Source organism: Yersinia sp. 2545 StPb PI (assembly GCF_052217125.1).
GTDB classification, from domain to species: Bacteria; Pseudomonadota; Gammaproteobacteria; order Enterobacterales; family Enterobacteriaceae; genus Yersinia; species Yersinia enterocolitica_E.
Map to the genome: position 1 here is coordinate 1,121,345 of NZ_JAZGPY010000001.1, position 18,690 is coordinate 1,140,034.

Sequence of the window (18,690 nt, forward strand, 5' to 3'; positions counted from 1 at the left end):
TTTTTTGCTGATCATTCGATGAATGGCGCAAGAAAACAGTCGCTTTATAGAATATAATATTCAATTATATATTTAATTTTACGAATTAAATATTCAAAGAGGAATATGTCATGAATCTAGGATCATTGATTTCAGAAAGTCGTAATCCGGCCACGATGGAGCTGGATAAGTTCTCTACGCTCGAAATGTTGACCTGCTTTAATGATGAAGATCGCAAAGTGCCGGAGGCCATTCGTTTGGTGTTACCGGCTATCGCTCAAGCGGTAGATTTAGCCGCGGAGTCCTTAAAGCAAGGTGGTCGGCTCATTTATCTGGGGGCCGGTACCAGTGGTCGGCTCGGCGTGCTGGATGCTTCCGAATGCCCACCGACCTTTGGTGTGCCTCATGGCAGGGTGATTGGTCTAATTGCCGGTGGCCCGGGTGCTTTATTCAAAGCGGTGGAAGGTGCTGAGGATGATATCGCGCTCGGTGTGCGGGATCTGCAAGATTTAAAGCTGATGGCAACTGATATGGTGGTCGGGCTGGCAGCTTCTGGTCGCACGCCTTATGTCATCGGTGCGCTACGCTATGCCCGCCAACTTGGGTGCCCAACGGCGGCTATTTCTTGTAACCCAGACTCTCCTATCGCGCAAGAAGCTCAGGTTGCGATTTCACCGGTAGTAGGGCCGGAAGCCCTCACTGGCTCTACGCGTATGAAGTCGGGTACTGCACAAAAGTTGGTGCTGAATATGTTATCCACTGGGGCGATGGTGAAACTGGGTAAGGTTTATCAAAATCTGATGGTAGATGTGAAAGCGACCAACGTGAAGTTGGTTGATCGCGCTTGTCGTATTGTGGTTGAAGCCACCGGGGCCAGCCGTGCAGAGGCTGAAAATGCCTTATCACAAACCGAGTTTGACGTAAAACCAGCCATTTTGATGATTCTGAAAGGCGTGAGTGCCGAGCAGGCTCGCCAGGATCTACAGCAACATAATGGCTATTTGCGTGCAGCATTGTAAGACTCACACTCAGGGGATTAGCACTCGTTGATAATTGGCCTCGATGCCGCAGGCAAAGTGATGTTGTATTTAGTCGCGATGATTGTCACCATACTTGCAGGTTTCATATTTAACTGGTTTATGGGATTCAATGATCCTGAGGAGTAACGTTTGAGCGCAGAGCAGGCCACATCGACCTTTGAGCAAACTGACAGTAACCGCGAGGGGACGGCCGAGGCATTATCAGAAAACGCCAAACGCATTGTATTCTTTGATCTGGATGGCACGTTACATCAACAGGACATGTTTGGCAGTTTTTTGCGTTTTTTGTTGCGACATTTGCCGCTAAATCTGTTGCTGGTGGTCCCATTACTGCCGGTGATTGGGTTGGGATTGCTGCAGGGCGGTCGTTGCGCTCGTTGGCCAATGAGCCTGTTACTGTGGGCGATAACCTTCGGTCGGCGCGAAGCGCATTTGAAAGATTTGGAATTACGTTTTGTGAATGATTTTCGCCAAAAAGTTACCGAATTTCCCGTGGTCGTGATGCGTTTGCGCCAATATTTGGAGAGCCATGACGCACAGGTATGGTTGATAACTGGCTCGCCGCAACGGCTGGTGGAGCAGGTTTATCATGATTCGGCGTTTATTCACCGTTTGCGGTTGGTCGGTAGCCGCATGGCGCGGCGTAATGGCGGCTGGGTACTACCTCTGCGCTGTTTGGGGCCAGAGAAAGTGGTGCAACTGGAACAGCGTTTGGGATCGCCGCTGAAACTTTATAGCGGATACTCGGACAGCAAGCAGGATAACCCACTATTGTATTTTTGCGAGCATCGCTGGCGGGTCAGTAAAAGCGGCGAATTACAGCAATTAGAATAAACGCCCATTGCAGTCATTCGCCATTTTAAGTGGTTTTGGCTCTAGTGTGTGACGTCATTATCATGGTGGCCGAGCCGCCATATTCGTTCGGCATGCCGACCCAGTAACCACAAGCTAATGCCGAGCAGCAGGAAGAAGATAGTTTTCGGCATCGCATCCCAGAAGAACTCAAAGAAACGGGTATACAAGTTGATGGCCAAAAATGTCAGGCCGAAGCCGCGCAACATGGCATCATCTCGTTTTAGTCCCAGCCAAATAGCGACGCTGGCGGCAATGGCAAACAATAGACTCCAATGCAGCAACTCTATCTGGCGCACTTGATACCAATAGTCCAGGTCACCGTAATTGCCAAAAATAGACAATAACCACAGGGCAATAAACAGATAAAGCAGCCCCATCGCCTGTGACACCCGATCTAGCCGACGTTGTGCCAACTGCGGTTGCAACACCAGTGCCGCTGCACAAAGTAGCAGGCCAAAAGCAATAAAGCGTATCGGGTAGCTCATTCCCAGCCAGTAGGCACCCCAACCGGACAAATAGCCAGTTTCTGCCCCAAACGCATTACCCAGTGACAGCAAGGCAAATAGCCATACTAATGGCGCACGACCAAACCAGCCCACCACACCATAGATGACGGTACCCAACAGCAGTAATACTGAGATGCGGCCACTACCATTATCCAACCACTCACCGAGTTGGCCGATGGCGGCTGCAGTAAATATTACGCCGAGAAAGAGTACGGCTTCATTACTGTAGATCTTACTGGGATCTCGCCGGCGGCGGTTAAAGCCCCAGCCGTAAAATACGGCGGCCAATATCGCCGTGACCACCACCCGTACCGGGGGATCAAAGCGGAAAAACTGGCTTATCCAGTTGAGTAAGAAAGTATCAGCCATCAGGCTGCCAATGGCGATAACCAGCGAAGCCAGTGCGGCAAGAAAGGCGTAACCGGCTAATCTGCGCCAGTCAAACGGTTGAACATCGATATTCTGTAACAAACGTTGATGCTCTTCCTCAGGGATAACGCCTTCACTGGCCCATCCATTCAGGGTTTTACGTACTACCGCGGCATTTTTCTTGCTGAGCTTCATGTAGCTGGCTTCCATATGCTGATAATTTATATCAGGAATGATTTATATCCTGCCGGAACATTAACCGATCATTATGGACTGAGCTACTTTATATTGGAGATAGTGGGTATAGCGGTTGTCGCTGGCTGTGTATAATGCACGCCGCCAAAGTACCAGAGAGGTTAATGTGTCTGCTGATAAAAGTTTGTTTTCTGAATTTGATTTACCTGTTGAATACAGTGATGAGTACTGGATGCTACGGGCGTTGACGCTGGCTCTGCGGGCACAAGAAGAGGGAGAAGTCCCGGTTGGCGCGGTGTTAGTGCTGGGCAACCAGGTGATTGGCGAAGGGTGGAATAAGTCTATTCGCGATAACGACCCTACCGCTCATGCAGAAATCATGGCGCTACGGCAAGGCGGGCAGGTGGTGCAGAACTATCGTCTGCTGGAAGCCACGCTATATGTGACGCTGGAGCCATGCGTAATGTGTGCCGGAGCCATGATACACAGCCGGATCCGTCGCTTGGTCTATGGGGCCAATGATTTAAAAACCGGTGCTGCCGGTTCGCTGGTGGATATCTTGCGCCATCCGGGGATGAATCATCAAATAGAGGTCAGTGCCGGGGTACTGGCAGAGACGTGTTCCCACCAATTAAGTGCTTTTTTCCGCCTACGACGTGAGCAGCAAAAGGCGTTGAAACTCGCGCGGCAGCCATGATTCGGCCCATCCGTGGGCCTTGCGTCTAGGAGGCCACTGCTGGCAGCATATTGAAATCTATTGGTTAGTTACGTGTTTTCGCATCATGTTAGTTATTGATTGACCAGCCTGGGCCGACAACCGGATAAGCTTTACCCAGCTCAGCTTCGATAGCGGCATGTTGGGCTGCTTTTTTCTCTCTTTCCTGCAAATATCCCACCAGACTGACCTGATAACGACGGATGTTTTCCACATAGTTATAAGCCTCATGGCCACGGGCGTAGCCATAAGTGGTACTTGGGTAGTAGCGCTTTTGACTCAACATCGGTAGGCGCATTTTTACATCAACCCAACTGTCTGGATTACCATTCTGATTTTTAGTCAGGCGGCGAGCATCCAGCATGTGGCCATAACCCAGATTATAGGCGGCCAGCGCAAACCAGATACGCTCATCTTCTGGAATGGTCTCCGGCACTTTTTGCATTAACCGCTGCAAGTAAATGGAACCGCCTTTAATGCTTTCCTCAGGATCAACCCGGTCTTTAACCCCTAAACCATTTGCTGTGGCGCGGGTTAGCATCATTAACCCCCGCACGCCAGTCGGTGAGGTGGCTTGTGGGTTCCAATGGGATTCCTGATAAGCAATCGCCGCCAGCAGTTTCCAGTCAATTTCCCCGGCATGTTTTTCAAACAAGGATTGGAAAGAGGGCAACACACTGTCGATGGCTGACAGGAAGGTTTTGGTATCGACATAATCAAAGCTACCGACATGGCCGAGATATTTTTCCTCCAGCCGCGCCAGACTACCGTCTTCAACCATCTGGCTGTAGAAATCGAGCATGGCGGCATACAGGCTATCATCGTCCCCTTTCTGGAAATACCAAGTTACTGGCTCTTCATCCGTAACATCAAAGGCAACCGCTAATTGCGGATGGATGCGTTGCAGTAGGGCAATTGTCACCGAATCACCCAGGGTATAGTCAAGTTTGCCGTCCGCGACCTGTTCCAGTAACTCTTTGCCAGAACGATCAACGGATGATCCCCAGTTAAGATCGGGATATTTGCTCTGCTTAAGTTGTTTGAGGGTGGTCATATGGGCCGATCCAGAGGCGACAATCAATTGACCCTTTAGATCACTGAATGATTTTGGTCGTGGTTTACCCAATCGGTATACTAACTGTTGCGAGACTGAATAATAGGCAGGGCCAGTACGCGCCCGATTAAGACGCTCACGGTTATAAATTAGCCCGGCAGCCAGCATGTCTGCATCATCGTTATCAAGTGCATCAAACAAGTCATCAATATTATGATGAGGGGTAATGACGAGCTTAACCCCCAGATAGTCCGCAAAACGGTTGGCCAGTTCATAGTCAAGACCGGAAGGGCCATCCTTTCCGGTAAAGTAGATAAGTGGTGAGCTAATCGTGCTAACACGTAGCTCGCCACGGGCTTTTATACGGTCTAGTTGTCCTTCTTGACTACTGCGCCAGGGAATATTGGGCCACAGCGCGAGGGCCAGAAGTAAGGCAACTACACCGATAACAAAGTAATTTAATTTTATGCGCGTCAAATAGTTATCTCTCGGCAGCGCTCTTTATGTGTGTGTTGTGAAGTAAGAATCGACATGGTTAAAACCCCAGTGGAGTGGCATTTTGCGCAACAAATCGTCAGTGTGCAACTTTATTGCGAGCTTATTTATTCAGTATTGGTGTTCTCTAGATAACGACAATTTCTGACTCAATTATTAATAATAGCTACGCAAACGGTTTCGTCGGAGGCGTAGATTCACTATAATGCCCGCGTTTTCCCCTGTTTTGCGCCAATAAATGCTGCGCCCAATGAAGTGCTGTTCCAGTCGCTTCGAAGAGAGAGAAACTTAGATTATGGAAATACTGCGTGGTTCGCCCGCTTTGTCGGCTTTTCGTATTACCAAACTGCTGTCCCGTTGCCTGGATGCTCACCTTTTGGTGAGTGATATCTACGCCGAATATGTTCACTTTGCCGATGTTAGCGCTCCGTTAAGTGCTGATGAACACGCCAGGCTCCAACGGCTGCTTAAGTATGGACCCTCTCTCCCTGAACATGCGCCAGAAGGGCGTTTGTTACTGGTTACGCCAAGGCCGGGGACCATTTCTCCGTGGTCTTCCAAAGCGACGGATATTGCGCACAACTGTGCGTTGCCACAGGTTCTGCGTCTGGAACGTGGCCTGGCTTTCTATATTCAAGGCCCAGACCTGAATGAAAGCCAATGGCAGCAATTGTCGGCGCTGCTGCATGACCGCATGATGGAAACGGTATTCACCGATTTGCAGCAAGCAGAGCAGTTATTCTCTCATCATCAACCTGCCCCAGTACAACGGGTGGATATCTTAGCGCAGGGCCGCAGTGCACTGGAGCTGGCTAATATTAAGCTGGGCCTGGCTCTTGCTCCAGATGAAATTGACTATTTGCTGGCCGCCTTTACCGGTCTGGGGCGTAACCCGACGGATATTGAGCTGTATATGTTTGCTCAGGCAAACTCTGAGCATTGTCGGCATAAAATCTTTAATGCAGATTGGATAATTGACGGTGTTTCTCAGCCTAAGACACTGTTTAAAATGATCAAAAATACCTTTGAACACACGCCGGATTACGTGTTGTCAGCCTATAAAGACAATGCGGCGGTGATGGAAGGTTCTCAGGTCGGGCGCTTCTTTGCTGCACCTGATAATGGCGTTTATGATTACCATCAGGAAGCGGCGCATATCCTGATGAAAGTAGAAACTCATAACCATCCGACGGCAATTTCACCCTGGCCGGGTGCTGCTACCGGGTCTGGTGGCGAAATCCGTGATGAAGGTGCTACCGGGCGTGGCGCTAAACCTAAAGCCGGTTTGGTGGGTTTCTCTGTTTCTAACCTGCGTATTCCCGGTTTTGAACAACCGTGGGAAGAGAATTTCGGTAAGCCGGATCGGATTGTGACTGCGCTGGATATCATGACCGAAGGTCCACTGGGCGGCGCGGCCTTTAACAACGAATTTGGCCGTCCGGCGCTGCTGGGCTACTTCCGTACTTATGAAGAGCGCGTCAACAGTCATAACGGCACTGAGTTACGTGGCTACCACAAGCCGATCATGCTGGCCGGTGGCATCGGTAATATTCGGGCCGACCATGTACAAAAAGGCGAGATAACAGTCGGTGCCAAGCTGGTGGTGCTCGGCGGCCCGTCGATGAATATCGGTCTGGGTGGCGGCGCGGCCTCTTCCATGGCATCGGGTCAGTCAGATGCGGATCTGGATTTTGCTTCGGTACAACGTGATAACCCGGAAATGGAACGCCGCTGTCAGGAAGTGATTGACCGTTGCTGGCAGTTAGGTGACCACAACCCGATTCTATTTATTCATGACGTCGGTGCGGGCGGTTTATCTAATGCCATGCCAGAACTGGTCAGTGATGGTGGTCGTGGCGGCCGTTTTGAGCTGCGTGACATCCTCAATGATGAGCCGGGCATGAGCCCGCTGGAAGTGTGGTGTAACGAGTCTCAGGAGCGTTATGTTCTGGCTGTTGCCCCCGCGCAGATGGCTCAGTTTGATGAAATTTGTCGCCGTGAACGTGCGCCCTATGCCGTTATAGGTGAAGCCACTGAAGAAAAACATCTGACACTGAATGACCGCCACTTCGATAATCAGCCAATTGACATGCCTTTGGATGTCTTGCTGGGTAAAACGCCGAAGATGCTGCGTGATGTCACCCGCCTTCAGGCACAGGGTGATGCATTGCAACGTGCTGAGATAAGCATCGCTGATGCGGTCAAACGGGTGATGCATTTACCGGCAGTGGCAGAGAAAACCTTCTTGATTACCATCGGTGACCGTAGTGTGACCGGCATGGTGACACGTGATCAAATGGTTGGCCCGTGGCAGATTCCGGTGGCCGACTGTGCGGTTACCAGTGCCAGTCTGGACAGCTACTATGGTGAAGCGATGTCATTGGGTGAACGTGCGCCAGTGGCATTGCTAGACTTTGCCGCCTCAGCCCGTCTGGCGGTAGGCGAAGCACTGACCAATATCGCTGCCACTCAGATTGGTGAGCTAAAGCGCATTAAACTGTCAGCTAACTGGATGTCAGCAGCCGGTCATCCGGGTGAAGATGCCGGTTTGTACGAGGCGGTGCGTGCGGTGGGCGAAGAGCTATGTCCTGCGCTGGAGATTACCATCCCGGTGGGCAAAGACTCCATGTCGATGAAAACCCGCTGGCAGGAAGGTGATGAGCAGCGCGAAATGACCTCACCGCTCTCTCTGGTCATTACTGCTTTCGCCCGTATCGAAGATGTTCGCCATACGGTGACACCACAGTTACGCACTGATAAAGGCGATAACGCGCTGTTACTGATTGATTTAGGTGCTGGCCACAATGCCCTGGGTGCAACCGCCCTGACGCAAGTCTACCGTCAGTTAGGTGATAAACCTGCTGATGTGCGCGATGTACAGCAACTGGCAGGTTTCTTTAATGCGATGCAGTGCTTAGTGGCCTCTCAGGCATTACTGGCCTATCACGATCGCTCTGACGGCGGCTTACTGGTGACACTGGCTGAAATGGCCTTTGCCGGTCACTGTGGGGTGCAGGTTGATATTCACACCTTGGGTGATGACGCGCTGGCGGCGCTGTTTAATGAAGAGCTGGGAGCAGTGATTCAGGTACGTGCTGAACAGCGTGCTGAGGTGGAAAAAATTCTGGCAGACCACGGTCTGGCAAACTGTGTTCACTATCTGGGCCGTGCTGTTGAGGGGGATAGCTTCGATATTCGCAGTGGCACTGAGGTGGTATACCGCGAGAAACGCAGTACTCTGCGCTTGTGGTGGGCAGAAACTACCTGGCAAATGCAGCGGCTGCGCGATAACCCTGATTGTGCTGATCAAGAGCATCAAGCTAAACAGGTTGAAACTGATCCGGGCCTGAATGTCCAACTGACCTTTGATCCCGCAGAAGATATTGCCGCACCTTATATCATCAAGCAGGTTCGGCCAAAAGTGGCCGTATTGCGTGAGCAGGGTGTTAACTCCCACGTAGAAATGGCTGCCGCCTTCCATCGTGCCGGGTTTGATGCAATCGATGTACATATGAGTGACCTGCTGGCCGGCCGAACTGATTTGCAATCATTCCAGACCTTAGTGGCCTGTGGTGGTTTCTCTTACGGTGATGTGCTGGGGGCGGGTGAAGGTTGGGCGAAATCTATTCTGTTTAACAACCGGGTTCGTGATGAGTTTGAAGCCTTCTTCCATCGCCCAGAAACATTGGCCTTGGGGGTCTGCAACGGTTGTCAGATGATGTCTAATCTGCGTGAACTTATTCCAGGGGCTGAACATTGGCCACGCTTTGTCCGCAACCTGTCTGATCGCTTTGAAGCACGCTTCAGTTTGGTTGAAGTGGCCAATAGTCCATCACTGTTTATGCAAGAGATGGCCGGATCTCGCCTGCCAATTGCTGTTTCTCACGGTGAAGGGCGGGTTGAAGTGCGTGATGCGGCCCATCTGGCGCAGCTTGAGCAGAACAATCTGGTGGCATTGCGCTTTGTGAATAATCAGGGTGAGGTGACCGAGGTTTATCCGGCTAACCCGAATGGCTCAGCTCACGGGATTACTGCGGTGACTAGCGCCAATGGGCGGGCAACAGTAATGATGCCGCACCCAGAGCGGGTCTTCCGCACCGTCAGTAACTCCTGGCATCCAGAAGAGTGGGGCGAAGATAGCCCGTGGATGCGTATGTTCCGTAATGCGCGTAAGCAATTAGGTTAAGTGAATCGGCTTTGATTGTGATAACAGGGGCATCAGTTGATGCCCCTTTTTTACGCATGCTGATAAGGGCTTAAGATATATTCATTTATCTTTAATAAATTGAGTCATACCCCGTGGTCTGATTCGCTAATGTCATATGAAAGGTTTTGCTAGAAATCTGGTGGTCGGTTGCCAATCCTGTAACGACTAATCGATAGTTCCCAGGTGGCAAGTTCACTAAAAACAAGGTCATATTTTTAGAGCGATTATCAATAAGTGTCGCTGTCTGTGTTTTCTTTTGCTGCATTTTGGCAATTTCTTGTCGGTACCTGAGTCAAGTAATCAACGTTACTCATATTTGTGAGTTATCAAACCTCATAATTTATAAAGTAATAATGATTTAAACAGCATGCCTCCAAAGGGAAGAGTAACGGGCGGTCAAAAGATGCACGGATAATTAAATGCCACTATATTTTTTAACTTACTGATTTTAAATGTCTTTATTGTTTTGTCGGTAAATTGCGACAATAGCCCTGCAACCTGTCTCAAATAGGAGACATATAAATATTTGATTTATATCATTTTTATTTAATAAGGGGATTGCTGTCGGGGATTGGCGACAAAACAGCAGTAATTGATGCAAGTTGGCGGGCATTACGTGGATAATAATCGGCTCAATAAGTTTATTTTTCTTTTAAATCACAATCTTAATTTATTTTTAATAAACTTGGCACGCAAGCTGCATTATTACTTACAGTTGCTCATTCAACTTATTATGATAGTCCCGCAGTTAAGCGGAATATGCGCTTCATAAACCATCGAATGATGCCTAAGACTGGTACCTATCGTCCACCAAACCGATATCGTGTGAATTCACTTTATCAAACATCGGACGACACGTTGAGTGAGGTACCGCCTATGTCCTGCTGTGATGAATGGTTCATCAATTTTGGACATGTTTGGATGCTATTCGTCTCATCCTCCCGATGATTGCTTCGGCTTCATCAAACTGGAGACGATGCTTAAGGGCATCCACATATTCTGCGACGGGGCAATTTATTGCCCCGTTGTCACATCTATACCCGCCATACTTCAAGCTGCATGTGCGCTGGCCGCCTTCCCGCAACTCGAATTATTTAGGGTATATTATGGTCAAAGATAAGCTACGCTCGCCGTTTTTACTGCAAATAACAATAAAAGCAGGTCTGATGATGATTCTGACGATAATGGACAAGCCGTATTAATTAAAAGCACTTAGCTCAAAGCCAGGTGCTTTTTTTTTATCTCAATCAAGAGACATTGTTCCTGGTACATACCCAATAGACTTCAAGTTGTGGGCAGGCGGCAAACGAGATACAAATCGGTCGGGAACCGATTTGAACAACATTTCTGCTAGCCCGCAGGGTGAGCCTCAAGGATGAGGCTCATTAATCCCAATGAGCTGACATCAGTCAGTGATTCGGGTTATTGAGTGCAATCAACACACCTGCAACTTAAAATATGACGGGTAATTGGGGCACAAGCATTGTAATCCTCACGCAGTCAGTTAGCATCACCACAGAATGATAGGTAATGAGATGATTTCGTTGAAAAGATGGCGTTTATTCCCCCGTTCTTTACGTCAATTGGTGCTCATGGCATTTCTGTTGGTGCTGTTACCTTTATTGGTGCTGGCATATCAGGCTTATCAAAGCCTTGACCATCTAAGCACGCAGGCGGCCGACATTAATCGTACTACGCTGGCAGATGCGCGGCGCAGTGAGGCGATGACCAGTGTGGCGCTCGAAATGGAGCGTAGTTATCGCCAGTACTGTGTATTAGATGATGCAACACTGGCAAAGTTATATCAGCACCAACGTAAACAGTACGCTCAAATGCTTGATGCGCACGCCTCTATCCTGCCAGATGCCCGTTACTATCAGACTCTGAGCAGTTTACTGACACAACTTTCTGATATTAAATGTAAAAATAGTGGCCCGGAACAAAATGCGTCAACGCTATTAGAGCAGTTCTCCCGCTCCAATGCCGAAATGGTACAGGCAACGCGCGATGTGATTTTCTCCCGCGGTCAGCAATTACAAAAAGATATTGCCGAACGTGGGCAATTCTTTGGTTGGCAATCCCTGTTGCTGTTTTTGGTCAGTGTGCTGTTAGTGGTGTTATTCACCCGGATGATAATCGGGCCGGTTAAAGGCATTGAGCGGATGATTAATCGCTTAGGTGAAGGGCGACCATTAGGTAATACGGCGCTATTTAAAGGGCCACGCGAGTTACGCTCACTGGCACAGCGTATTATTTGGCTCAGCGAGCGCTTAGCGTGGTTAGAGTCACAGCGCCACGAGTTTTTGCGCCATATCTCTCATGAATTGAAAACACCACTCGCCAGTATGCGCGAAGGGACCGAATTGTTAGCGGATGAGGTTGCCGGACCATTGACGCAAGATCAAAAAGAAGTTGTGGCAATCCTTGATAACAGCAGTCGTCATTTGCAATTATTGATTGAGCAATTATTAGACTATAACCGTAAACTGGCAGACGGCCCCGGTGAACATGAGAATGTTGAACTGGCGGAAATGGTTGAGGATGTTATCTCAGCCCATAGTTTACCCGCACGGGCCAAGACTCTACATACTGAGACGGATCTGCAAGCGGACATTTGTTGGGCAGATCCGACATTATTAATGCGGGTATTGGATAATCTCTACTCCAATGCGGTGCACTATGGCGAGGAATCCGGTACCATTTGGATTCGCAGCCGTCGGGTAGATAACCGCGTACAAATTGATATTGCCAATACCGGGGCGCCGATCCCGCGTTCTGAAGAAACCATGATATTTGAGCCTTTTTATCAGGGAAGCCATCAGCGAAAAGGGGCCGTCAAAGGTAGTGGGTTGGGGCTGAGTATTGCTCAGGACTGCATCAGACGTATGCAGGGCGACTTGCAACTGGTAGCTGTTGATTACGCTGCGGTTTGCTTTCGTGTTGAATTGCCATTAACCGCCGAGAATGAATGAATAATGTACAAATGGTCTATGAGCCGCATTATTAAAAAGACCGTCTTTTTATCATGTCCGACATCAATTGCGGCAGCTATGCCCGCGGGCAAATCTGGTACGGGTATTTTTTGGCGAGCATTGTTGCTGGCCCCACTCTTACTTACCGGATGTACTGATAATCCCGCCAGTAGCCGTTTTTCACAAGCAGTGCAGTTGGTCATACCGGAAACGAAAATCGTTGATTATCGGACCTTATCCTGCGATGTGCTGTGGGATCTTGATGATAAAGAGACACTGGAAAACTCCCTGTACTGGCTACGGGCAATGGACTGTGCAGAGCGTATGGGGTCTACTCAAGCGCGAGCATTAGCGAAGTCATTGCCGGTAGTGGCATGGCCTTCGGCCTTCAAGCAGGGCATTTTAGTCAGCAGTGCCGAGCCTTCAATGGCGGAACGTCGTCAAGTGGTTGAGCGTTTGAACAGTTATAGCCAAAGCGTCCCTGGCGCTGTGCGCCCACTGATTCAGCTATGGCGTGAGCAACAGGTGCTGCGCATCTCTCTGGCAGAAGAGCGCATTCGCTACCAGCGCTTACAGGACGAATCGGACACCCAGATTGATCGCCTGCGAGAAAGCCAGGTCCGGTTGCAATATAACTTACTGGATACTACCCGTAAGCTGGAAAACCTGACTGATATCGAACGGCAGCTTTCATCACGCAAGCAGTTGCAGAATGAAATTCCAGAAACGGATGTGGATAGCAAACCAGCCATCGTGCCGAAACCGCTAGAAGCTAAACCACAGCCCAAAGTTGAGCCAGCTAAACCGGTTGAAGCCAAACCGACTGAAGCTAAACCGGTTGAAGCCAAACCGACTGAAGCTAAACCGGTTGAAGCCAAACCGACTGAAGCTAAACCGGTTGAAGCCAAACCGACCGAAGCTAAACCGGTTGAAACCAAACCGGCAGAAACCAAGCCGACAGCGCCTCAAGCTGATACTAAAGCGGCCCCACAATCGGTAGAAAAACCGGCTGATACTTATACTCCGCCAGTGGTACCACCAACGGATGTACCACCTGCCACCAATAAGGAATCTCATGACGCCACGCAAACCGGCCAATCTACTGCTGGTTGATGACGACCCCAGCTTACTTAAGTTACTGGGGATGCGTTTAACCAGCGAAGGGTTTAATGTCACCACGGCTGAAAGCGGCCAGGAAGCATTGCGTTTGTTAATGCGTGAAAAGATAGACTTGGTTATCAGTGATTTGCGTATGGATGAAATGGATGGCATGGCGCTGTTCGTCGAAATTCAGAAACATCAGCCAGGTATGCCAGTGATTATCCTGACCGCCCACGGCTCTATCCCTGATGCGGTGGCTGCCACCCAGCAAGGGGTGTTCAGTTTTCTGACCAAACCGGTTGATCGCGATGCTTTGTATAAAGCCATTGATGCAGCTTTAGAGCTTTCTATTCCTGCCGGTGATGATACCTGGCGTGAAGAGATAGTGACCCGCAGCCCGGTTATGTTGCGCCTGCTGGAGCAGGCTAAAATGGTGGCGCAATCTGACGTCAGTGTGCTGATTATCGGGCAAAGTGGAACCGGTAAAGAGGTTCTGGCGCAAGCTATCCATGCTGCCAGCCCTCGGGCGAAAAAAGCCTTTATCGCCATTAACTGTGGTGCATTGCCGGAACAGTTGTTGGAGTCAGAACTGTTTGGTCATGCTAAAGGCGCGTTTACCGGTGCGGTCAGTAGCCGTGAAGGGCTATTTCAAGCCGCAGAAGGCGGCACGCTGTTTTTAGACGAAATTGGCGATATGCCACTGTCTTTACAGGTTAAATTACTGCGAGTGCTGCAAGAACGCAAAGTGCGTCCGCTGGGCAGTAACCGTGATTTAAGTATCGATGTGCGGGTCATTTCAGCCACCCACCGTGATTTGCCTAAAGCCATGGCAAAAAATGAATTCCGCGAAGATCTCTACTATCGTTTGAATGTGGTGAATCTGAAGATCCCGGCACTGCATGAGCGCTCAGAAGATATCCCGCTGCTGGCTAATCATCTATTACGTGAATCAGCTAAGCGGCATAAGCCCTTTGTCCGCAGTTTCTCAACTGATGCTATGAAGCGGTTAATGACCGCCAGTTGGCCGGGTAACGTGCGTCAATTGGTCAACGTGATTGAACAATGTGTGGCACTCACCTCAGCTCCGGTCATTAGTGAAGCATTGGTTGAGCAGGCACTGGAAGGGGAAAACACGGCATTACCAACCTTTGTTGAAGCTCGTAATCAGTTCGAATTGAATTATTTGCGTAAGCTGCTACAAATCACCACCGGTAATGTGACCCAGGCTGCCCGGATGGCGGGGCGTAACCGTACCGAGTTTTACAAGTTATTGTCGCGCCATGAGCTGGATGCCAATGATTTTAAAGAATAATTATTGTGAATGCGTGGCAATAGTTATTCCCTGATAAAGCTGAAATAGAGTTTAAATACAAATGAGCAGATCACTTTCCATTGCGTTAGCCCAGTTGAATTGGCTGGTTGGCGATATTGAAGGCAACACTGAACGTATGTTGCAAACCTTAAATGAGCAGCAGAAGGCGGGTGCCTCACTGGTTATGTTCTCCGAGCTGGCTTTGTCCGGTTACCCGCCAGAAGATCTGCTGTATCGTGATGATTTTTATCAACGTTGTGAAGCGCAACTGGATCGTTTGCAGGCGGCAACGCAGCATACGGCGATACTGGTGGGGCATCCGTGGCGCGAAGAGGGCAACTTGTATAACGCATTGTCCCTGTTTGCTGATGGTAAATTGCTAGGGCGCTATTTTAAACAACAATTGCCTAACTACGGTGTGTTCGACGAAAAACGTTATTTCTCTGCCGGTCATGAAAGCTGTGTCGTGGAACTGAATGGCTACCGGTTGGGGCTGCTTATCTGTGAAGATTTATGGTTCGATGGCCCGGTAGATGCCGCTAAAGCTGCCGGTGCAGAGGTGATATTGTCGATCAATGCCTCGCCATATAACCGTGAAAAACCGTATATTCGTAAAACTCTGATGGCAGCACATTGCCAGCGTACCGGGTTGCCATTGGTCTATCTCAACCAGATTGGTGGGCAGGATGAGCTGATTTTTGATGGTTGCTCCAAGGTATTCGATGCGGCGGGTAATATGACGCATCGTTTGGCGGCTTTTGCGGAACAGACTACCTTATTGCAATTGAATGAGTGCAATGTGGTCCCTATGACGGCCCCTGTCGCAGAGTTACCGCCATTAGCGCAAGTGTATGAAGCGCTGGTGTTGGCGGTGCGTGATTACGTGACCAAAAATGGGTTTAATGGCGCGGTACTGGGCTTGTCCGGTGGGATTGACTCGGCGCTGACACTGGCGATTGCAGTTGATGCGCTGGGCAAAGATAAAGTCCAGGCATTGATGATGCCGTTCCGCTACACCGCCGATATCAGTATTGCGGATGCTAAAGAAGAAGCTGAAATTCTCGGTATTGAATTTGATGTGCTGTCCATCGAGCCGATGTTTGATGCTTTTATGGGCCAACTGGCACCGATGTTTGCCGGAACAGGGCGCGATACCACGGAAGAGAATCTACAGGCACGCTGCCGCGGTGTTGTATTGATGGCCTTGTCTAACAAGCGTCGCAGTATTGTATTAACTACCGGTAACAAAAGTGAAATGGCGGTGGGCTATGCCACGCTGTACGGTGATATGGCCGGTGGTTTTGATGTATTGAAAGATGTGCCAAAGACCTTGGTGTTTAAACTGTCGGAATACCGTAATACCGTCTCTTATGTGATTCCACAGCGGGTGATTACTCGTCCACCGTCTGCTGAGCTGGCTCCTGATCAGAAAGATGAGGACAGTCTGCCACCTTATGATATTTTGGACGCTATTCTCGAAGGGTACGTCGAGCAGGATAAGTCGGTGGCTGATTTGGTCGCAGACGGTTTTGATGAAACTATCGTGCGTAAGGTCATTCGCCTGGTAGATATCAATGAATATAAGCGGCGTCAGTCGGCTGTCGGGCCACGTATTACTGCCCGCAATTTTGGTAAAGATAGACGCTATCCGATTACATCAGGCTTTGGCCGCAAGAATTGGTAAAACAGGGATTCACCATGAAAAAAATTGACGCGATTATTAAGCCATTCAAACTGGATGATGTCCGTGAGGCACTGGCTGAAGTCGGTATCACCGGGATGACAGTGACAGAAGTAAAAGGTTTTGGTCGCCAGAAAGGGCATACCGAACTATACCGTGGCGCTGAGTATATGGTGGATTTCCTGCCAAAAGTAAAAATAGAAATTGTGGTTGCTGACGATATTGTCGATACCTGCGTTGAAGCGATTATGCAAACGGCCCAGACAGGTAAAATTGGCGACGGCAAAATCTTTGTATTTGATGTCTCTCGTGTGGTGCGTATCCGCACCGGTGAGCAAGACGAAGAAGCGATTTAAATTTGGCGACTGGTGGAGAGACGGCACCGATGGGCACGCTGCTACGACCCATTCGGCACATTTCCCCACCTATTGACATGATAATAAGCCCGTTTCCACAAGCGGGCTTTTTTACACCTAAATTCGAAGTAATTGGCGTTGCAGGTAGGCCGCAAGCGAACACTCCTGCAACTTCAAGTACCAAGGATTTATGCTGGAACAAATAACCCCAGCCAGTAGAACAGGTTCAACACGATACCGGCAAGAATCACCGCCACCACTGGTGCGGCAATCTTCATCACCGGGCGACCAATAGCTTCATTCAGGAAATATAAGGCGGTAGTGATAGTGAAACCGGTATAACCGGCCATCTTGATCGACGCAAAAATTGCCCCGATTAACAGCGCGTATTCCATCAGCAAGTTCATGGCGTTACGGATATTATCAGACGCATTACGTACTGATGGGAAGCGGCCTAACCATTTTCCGATGGAACGCAGCATTAGCACTTCCAGTGATATCACCACCGCGCCGATTATCCCTGCCAGTAAGGGGTTTGGAACCAGATAACCGACCACAAACACGAAAGTGAAACCTGCAACGGCATAAACACCGGTCGCCAGTGCCGTAGTAGCAATCAGCGGCACAAATCCGAGGCCACGCATAAACTCAGCCAGTGATGCCTGATGGATTAATGCCAATGACTCTTCCGGCGTGATACCCGGCGCGTAAGCTTTTGCCAGTGTATAAATTGATACTTCGCTACCACCAAAAATCTTCATACTGGCGACGGCTGAAATTAATCCACCCACTACCGCCAGCATCGGCAAGTTCTTAATAATTCGCTGGGTTCGCTCTTCAAATACCGAGTGTCCGCCACCACCTCCCAGGTGGGTTTTTGCCCGTAAGTCTTGGGCAATGGCAATGCCGATAAGCAGAATCATACCGACAAAAATTTCAATTGATTCAGGGAATAGCCCGGTGAAACGGGTAATCAGCAGACGGGTCAGCAGCACGATAAAGGCGGAAATAACCGCAGTCTTCCAGCCAAATTGGTAGAAAATAGCCACCAACGGGAATAGGGCAAAGGCGGATATTACTGGGCTACTCAACTCCCCCAGAGAACCGATAAAATTCACTGGTAATGAGGTGAGCGCAGTATTAACTGCCGGTAAGCTGGTAAGGGCCAAAATACCCCACGCAGCACCCAGAGCAAATGCCAGATAGCTATTGATTGCCAGCACACCAATGATGTCAGTTGGCAAAAACAGTAACCAGGAGTTAAGTAAGCCGGTCGAGAGGGTAAATGAGATACCGACTGAGGCGATAAAACCCACACTCAGACCAAAAGCAATACTCCCCGCTTCACGGCGGCTCATATTCCCTTCAACCAACTGTGGCAAAATAGGGCGGATACCGTCATGAAACACGGCAACGGAACGGTGAGAAAGCAGCGCGGTCATCCCTGTCAGCAGAGCAACCACAACAATATGAATATAATCCACGGTGGTGTCCCCTTTAGCGCAACTGTGTAATCAGTAGTGGGATTGCATGTTCAATATGTTCGACGGATAAGCCAAATGCCACTTTGCCCTCAGTCACCAATTTCTCTATTTGCTCAGGTTTCGCCTTGATTCCAGGCTTGGCGATAGTGGCACTTTTGTTATAACCAATAATCGCGATAGCCATTGATAATGCCGCTCCAGCACCAGTGTTACAGGCACCGATATAATAGTCCAATTGGCCTTCTTTCACTTTGATAGCCGCATCCATGTCCGAGAGAATAAATGTTTCAAAGGTATTAGGTGCCGTCTGCTCAATCATTTCGCGTATTAACTCTCGTTGCAGCCCGGCAATGCCAATCTTCTTCATAA

At 49.4% G+C, this 18,690-nt stretch carries 13 protein-coding genes and 1 pseudogene; 10 read left to right on the top strand and 4 right to left on the bottom strand.

The annotated features are described in order from the left end of the window. Positions 1-110 precede the first annotated feature (110 nt). From murQ to yfhb, 3 genes and pseudogenes are all read left to right on the top strand, one after another. A complete protein-coding gene (gene murQ / locus V1955_RS05010) occupies positions 111-998 on the top strand; it encodes an N-acetylmuramic acid 6-phosphate etherase (protein ID WP_083163147.1) in 888 nt (295 codons plus the stop codon). Between the two features lie 51 nt (positions 999-1,049). Next, positions 1,050-1,145 (top strand): annotated as a pseudogene (locus tag V1955_RS05015) (PTS transporter subunit EIIC); the annotation flags it as partial. Positions 1,146-1,148: 3 nt separating this feature from the next. Further along, positions 1,149-1,853 (top strand): phosphatidylglycerophosphatase C, encoded by a 705-nt coding sequence (gene yfhb, locus V1955_RS05020; RefSeq protein ID WP_193784796.1) that lies wholly within the window; start codon positions 1,149-1,151, stop codon positions 1,851-1,853. Between the two features lie 41 nt (positions 1,854-1,894). On the opposite strand, the gene V1955_RS05025 is transcribed toward yfhb, so the two are convergent. Continuing rightward, a complete protein-coding gene (locus tag V1955_RS05025) occupies positions 1,895-2,944 on the bottom strand; it encodes a DUF2157 domain-containing protein (RefSeq protein ID WP_083164126.1) in 1,050 nt (349 codons plus the stop codon). Positions 2,945-3,071: 127 nt separating this feature from the next. Between V1955_RS05025 and tadA the strand changes: the two genes are divergently transcribed. Then, positions 3,072-3,641 (top strand): tRNA adenosine(34) deaminase TadA, encoded by a 570-nt coding sequence (gene tadA / locus V1955_RS05030; protein ID WP_102970581.1) that lies wholly within the window; start codon positions 3,072-3,074, stop codon positions 3,639-3,641. Positions 3,642-3,729: 88 nt separating this feature from the next. Here tadA and mltF read toward each other — a convergent pair whose 3' ends face one another. Beyond that, positions 3,730-5,190: a membrane-bound lytic murein transglycosylase MltF gene (gene mltF, locus V1955_RS05035; protein ID WP_083163148.1), complete on the bottom strand. Its 1,461-nt coding sequence runs from the start codon at positions 5,188-5,190 to the stop codon at positions 3,730-3,732. 313 nt (positions 5,191-5,503) lie between these two features. Here mltF and purL point away from each other — a divergent pair, with 313 nt between their 5' ends. The 6 genes from purL to glnB all read left to right on the top strand — a co-directional run bounded on the left by purL (position 5,504) and on the right by glnB (position 16,837). Continuing rightward, positions 5,504-9,394: a phosphoribosylformylglycinamidine synthase gene (purL, locus tag V1955_RS05040; protein ID WP_442820595.1), complete on the top strand. Its 3,891-nt coding sequence runs from the start codon at positions 5,504-5,506 to the stop codon at positions 9,392-9,394. A gap of 1,556 nt (positions 9,395-10,950) precedes the next feature. Continuing rightward, positions 10,951-12,387, top strand: a complete 1,437-nt coding sequence (locus V1955_RS05045; RefSeq protein WP_193784797.1) for a sensor histidine kinase — start codon at positions 10,951-10,953, stop codon at positions 12,385-12,387. Between the two features lie 78 nt (positions 12,388-12,465). After that, the gene (gene qseG / locus V1955_RS05050) at positions 12,466-13,500 is read left to right on the top strand and encodes a two-component system QseEF-associated lipoprotein QseG (RefSeq protein ID WP_083164130.1); all 1,035 of its coding nucleotides are present in this window, start codon (positions 12,466-12,468) and stop codon (positions 13,498-13,500) included. Further along, the gene (gene glrR, locus V1955_RS05055) at positions 13,463-14,800 is read left to right on the top strand and encodes a two-component system response regulator GlrR (RefSeq protein ID WP_032907964.1); all 1,338 of its coding nucleotides are present in this window, start codon (positions 13,463-13,465) and stop codon (positions 14,798-14,800) included. The genes qseG and glrR overlap by 38 nt, the downstream gene beginning before the upstream one ends. A gap of 61 nt (positions 14,801-14,861) precedes the next feature. Beyond that, positions 14,862-16,484, top strand: a complete 1,623-nt coding sequence (locus V1955_RS05060) for an NAD+ synthase (RefSeq protein WP_083163152.1) — start codon at positions 14,862-14,864, stop codon at positions 16,482-16,484. Between the two features lie 14 nt (positions 16,485-16,498). Beyond that, positions 16,499-16,837 carry a nitrogen regulatory protein P-II gene (gene glnB, locus V1955_RS05065; RefSeq protein ID WP_002231018.1) on the top strand — a complete coding sequence of 113 codons (339 nt, stop codon included), beginning with the start codon at positions 16,499-16,501 and terminating at the stop codon, positions 16,835-16,837. Between the two features lie 188 nt (positions 16,838-17,025). Here glnB and V1955_RS05070 read toward each other — a convergent pair whose 3' ends face one another. Together V1955_RS05070 and V1955_RS05075 are read right to left on the bottom strand one after the other, a co-directional pair. Beyond that, the gene (locus V1955_RS05070; RefSeq protein WP_083163153.1) at positions 17,026-18,321 is read right to left on the bottom strand and encodes a YhfT family protein; all 1,296 of its coding nucleotides are present in this window, start codon (positions 18,319-18,321) and stop codon (positions 17,026-17,028) included. 13 nt (positions 18,322-18,334) lie between these two features. Further along, positions 18,335-18,688 carry a DUF2620 domain-containing protein gene (locus tag V1955_RS05075; protein ID WP_372559686.1) on the bottom strand — a complete coding sequence of 118 codons (354 nt, stop codon included), beginning with the start codon at positions 18,686-18,688 and terminating at the stop codon, positions 18,335-18,337. Positions 18,689-18,690: the final 2 nt, after the last annotated feature.

Bases quoted from the DNA above. Each gene is read 5' to 3' on its own strand.
- glrR (WP_032907964.1), top strand. From the start codon at position 13,463: ATGACGCCACGCAAACCGGCCAATCTACTGCTGGTTGATGACGACCCC.
- qseG (WP_083164130.1), top strand. From the start codon at position 12,466: ATGCCCGCGGGCAAATCTGGTACGGGTATTTTTTGGCGAGCATTGTTG.
- V1955_RS05060 (WP_083163152.1), top strand. From the start codon at position 14,862: ATGAGCAGATCACTTTCCATTGCGTTAGCCCAGTTGAATTGGCTGGTT.
- purL (WP_442820595.1), top strand. From the start codon at position 5,504: ATGGAAATACTGCGTGGTTCGCCCGCTTTGTCGGCTTTTCGTATTACC.
- glnB (WP_002231018.1), top strand. From the start codon at position 16,499: ATGAAAAAAATTGACGCGATTATTAAGCCATTCAAACTGGATGATGTC.
- V1955_RS05045 (WP_193784797.1), top strand. From the start codon at position 10,951: ATGATTTCGTTGAAAAGATGGCGTTTATTCCCCCGTTCTTTACGTCAA.
- murQ (WP_083163147.1), top strand. From the start codon at position 111: ATGAATCTAGGATCATTGATTTCAGAAAGTCGTAATCCGGCCACGATG.
- V1955_RS05025 (WP_083164126.1), bottom strand. From the start codon at position 2,944: ATGAAGCTCAGCAAGAAAAATGCCGCGGTAGTACGTAAAACCCTGAAT.
- V1955_RS05075 (WP_372559686.1), bottom strand. From the start codon at position 18,688: ATGAAGAAGATTGGCATTGCCGGGCTGCAACGAGAGTTAATACGCGAA.